Source organism: Kordia sp. (assembly GCF_045105435.1).
Classification (GTDB): Bacteria; Bacteroidota; Bacteroidia; order Flavobacteriales; family Flavobacteriaceae; genus Kordia.
The window spans coordinates 1-3,579 of record NZ_JBGCDL010000202.1; the positions used below are offsets into that span (position 1 = coordinate 1).

At 33.3% G+C, this 3,579-nt stretch carries 1 protein-coding gene; it reads left to right on the forward strand.

Translation table 11 applies throughout. The features are described 5' to 3' along the window. The first annotated feature begins 358 nt into the window (after nt 1–358). Nucleotides 359–3,220 carry a reverse transcriptase domain-containing protein gene (locus AB8B65_RS10635; protein ID WP_405300961.1) on the forward strand — a complete coding sequence of 954 codons (2,862 nt, stop codon included), beginning with the start codon at nt 359–361 and terminating at the stop codon, nt 3,218–3,220. The last annotated feature ends 359 nt before the right edge of the window (nt 3,221–3,579 follow it).

The window sequence follows — 3,579 nt, forward strand, 5'->3', positions numbered from 1 at the left end:
AGAAAAGATTGCGGCAGATCGAATCACCAAATAAAAAGAACATTTTTTAGACCCTGTTTCGTTTTACTTTTTACTTTTTCAACTTGAAGATCCAACGGCACTTGAGGAGCAAAAGTGCCGATCCGACAAAAGAAAATCCGTATATTTTCCCTTTTGACAAATTGACTTTCCCTACCAACCTATGCAAGACTTCATACATGTTTTTTTAATGATTTTCCCTACCAACATATACTAGACTAGGTGCCTTATTTTTACTATGTACATATTTTTGACGAAAGCTCAGACGCTAAAACACTCATTTATCCATGCTAACACAAAACCCTAATACTTTTTACATTTCCTTCTCCTTTTCCTTTCAATGCCTTCCAGGTGCAGCATTGATGTTCTCACCCCCTCTAGAGCAAAAAGTGTCGAAGAAAAAGAGGATAAACTTAAACAGGTTGTCGTGATATCTCAGAATATAAGATCGGTTAATAAAAATATTAATAAAATACATGATATCATAGACCAAAAAAAGCCAGATATAATAACATTACAAGAAATATGGGCCCCAAGTGGATCATTTCTCATTGACGGATATCAACCTCCAATATTCAAGAAAAGGCAACACAGAAAAGGTGGTGGGGTTGGTACCTACGTGAGCGCTGATACCAAGTGGAGCCCATTAAATGACATTGACATATTTATTGAAGGTGAATATGAATCGCACGCAATATTTTTACCTAACATAAATTTAACCGTACTGAATATTTACCGTCCGCCAAACGGTGATATTGGTGTATTCATGTCATCTATAAAAGACCAATTGAAAAAAATTAGAGATAAAAATCATAGGGTGCTTGTTGTAGGCGACATGAATATTGATTATAACGTAAATAGTTGTATTGTAGAGGAGATCAATATTCTGCTACTTGAGGAAGAACTCGAACAGAAGGTAAATGAAGTAACACGACCAGAAAGTGGCAGCATATTGGACCATTGTTATAGCGAAGTAAACTGGAACTTAAATGTAACTTTAGAAGAGTTTAATGTCTCTGATCATCTTACAGTGATAATAAAACTACCTTTGTATAAGAGAAAAGCAAGTGAAACAATCCAAGTAACGTCTTTTAACTACAAAGATGGAAATATAAAAAACATATCAGACGAACTAAGAAAAATTGACTGGGACAACTATTTATTAAACGAAGACCTAGAAAGTTCCGTTCTAAAGCTAGAATTATTATTAAAAACACTAGCAAATGAGTACTGCAAAACAAATATAGCACGTAAAAAAGGAAAACCGTGGACACCTAAGTGGCTTCGAAACAAGAGAAGTAGAATGATGGCAGCTTATAACGCATGGAAGAAAAATAGAACAAACATGGATATGGAAATAAGATATAAAAGTCTTAAACATGATTATAGAAAAGCTTCTAAAATGGCATATAATGCGCATCTAAATGAAAAATTAAGTGAACAAGACAGTAGAAAACTTTGGAATAACATAAGAGAATTAACATATACTACAAAGCCTAAGGGAAATGAAAACATAAAATTAATCACAGCAGGAGAAACGGAAAACTCGTTTAATGATTTTTTTGGAAACATAGCAAATAAAGTAAAAGTTACAATTCCTGAAACAGCGTCAGATCCACTAAAATACAGTTCACAGGCTTTATATAAATTTGACCTAAAACCACCAACAGCAAACGAATTAAACAAGCTAATTAACACTATGCAGCCAAAAAGAAGTGCTGGGCACGACGAGGTAAGTAGTAAATTAATTAAACTCTTAAAATTTGATCTCATAAAGCCGCTACAAATAATATCAAAGAAAATGATTGAAACATCAACTTTTCCAGACACGTGGAAAATAGCTAAGATAATACCGTTGTATAAAAAGGGAGCCAAGGATGTAGAGGGTAACTACAGGCCAATTAGTTTATTACCAGCAATGTCTAAAATTGGTGAGAAAATAGTTACATCACAAATATACAAACACATGGAGGCTCACAATCTTTTTCCACAAAGGCAATATGGGTTTCGTAAAGGATTATCAACATCACATGCAATCTCGGACTTATATCACGAGATGGAAAAAATGGCAGCTAGGAAAGAAAAATTTGCATTGATTCTTATAGATTTCTCTAAGGCTTTTGATTTAATTGACCACGGGATACTTTACAGAAAACTAAAAAGACTCAAGTTTGGCAATAAAACAATTAAGCTAATTAAATCGTATCTGACAAATAGAAAGCAATTTGTACAAGTAAATGGAAAGAACTCAACCACTATAGATGCGCCCACGGTAGGGTGCCCACAAGGCAGCTGTCTAGGTCCACTTTTGTATCTTCTGTACACGCTGGACATTGAGAGATTGATGAATGGAGTATTCCATATAATGTATGCAGATGACACAGGCATTCTATTAAAAATAAATGAAAAAAATGGGGCTGAAGAAATTGAGAGTAAGATGAAACAGATAGTTGATCATTTCAATGCCTTAAGACTTAAGATGAATGTAGATAAAACAGAAATAATAACCAATGCTAGAATAAATAAAGAACATATTACACTTGGAGCTAACAGCATAAAAATAGGTCATGAAAAAACAACTACTTACTTAGGTATTAAAATTAACCCAAAATGCAGCTGGAAAGACCAAATAGTAAAAATTAAAAACAAAGTAATGGCAGGTATAGCCGCATTAGCCAGGGTAAAACGCACAGCAGTAATAAAAACTAAAGTGCTAATTTATAATGCCTTGATAAAACCACACCTAGAGTATGGTATAACATCTTGGTATCCTACAACTACAGAAGCTGAAAAAAACACTTTATCAAGAATTCAAAAGATAGCAGTAAGGTTAATAAAGGGAGTAAAAAGACCAGTACATATAAATAATCTATATAAAGAACTAAAAATCCTAACGCTTAAAGACTTATATGAAACAGCAGTAATAAATGACTTCATAACATACAAATACACAAAAAATCCTAACAAAAAAAGATATAAAATTGCAGAAAATAACAGAAGAAGCAATGGCAAATTATTGGCAACAAGTAGAGGTAAAACAATAAATGATCATGTTAAAATATTAAATAATACAACAGATTCATGGAATACTAATATTTTCAAACGAAAAACAGTTATCAAAAACATAAGAAAGGAAAGAATATCAAATTACATTAGTCTCTGTGATACCACGACCTGTTACATCTGTAATAATGACACATAATACCTCTGGTGGGGATAATATCAACCGCATTGCACCATCATCTCTATCTATACAATTTCCCAAAAGAACAACATATCTTCAACTAATCTATCAATCCCTTGCAGTGGGATTCTATCTATCATCCTTTGTTTGCCTTCTTCTTGTGCCTATCAATAGAACCAAATATTGTGCATAAAACCAATTGTTTTGTCCCAAAATTCCTGAGCAAAGAAGAGCTGGGTATACATAAGCTCGCTTTCTGTGAGGCGTATGCCCCGATGATGACAACACTAATACGTCAAAATTCCACTATAAGAACAATGATGTACCAGATTTCGCGAGTGTCATATTCGAATAAAATCAATCAATCAATCAATCAA

Coding starts and splice junctions, on each gene's coding strand:
- AB8B65_RS10635 (WP_405300961.1), top strand. CDS start 359: ATGCCTTCCAGGTGCAGCATTGATGTTCTCACCCCCTCTAGAGCAAAA.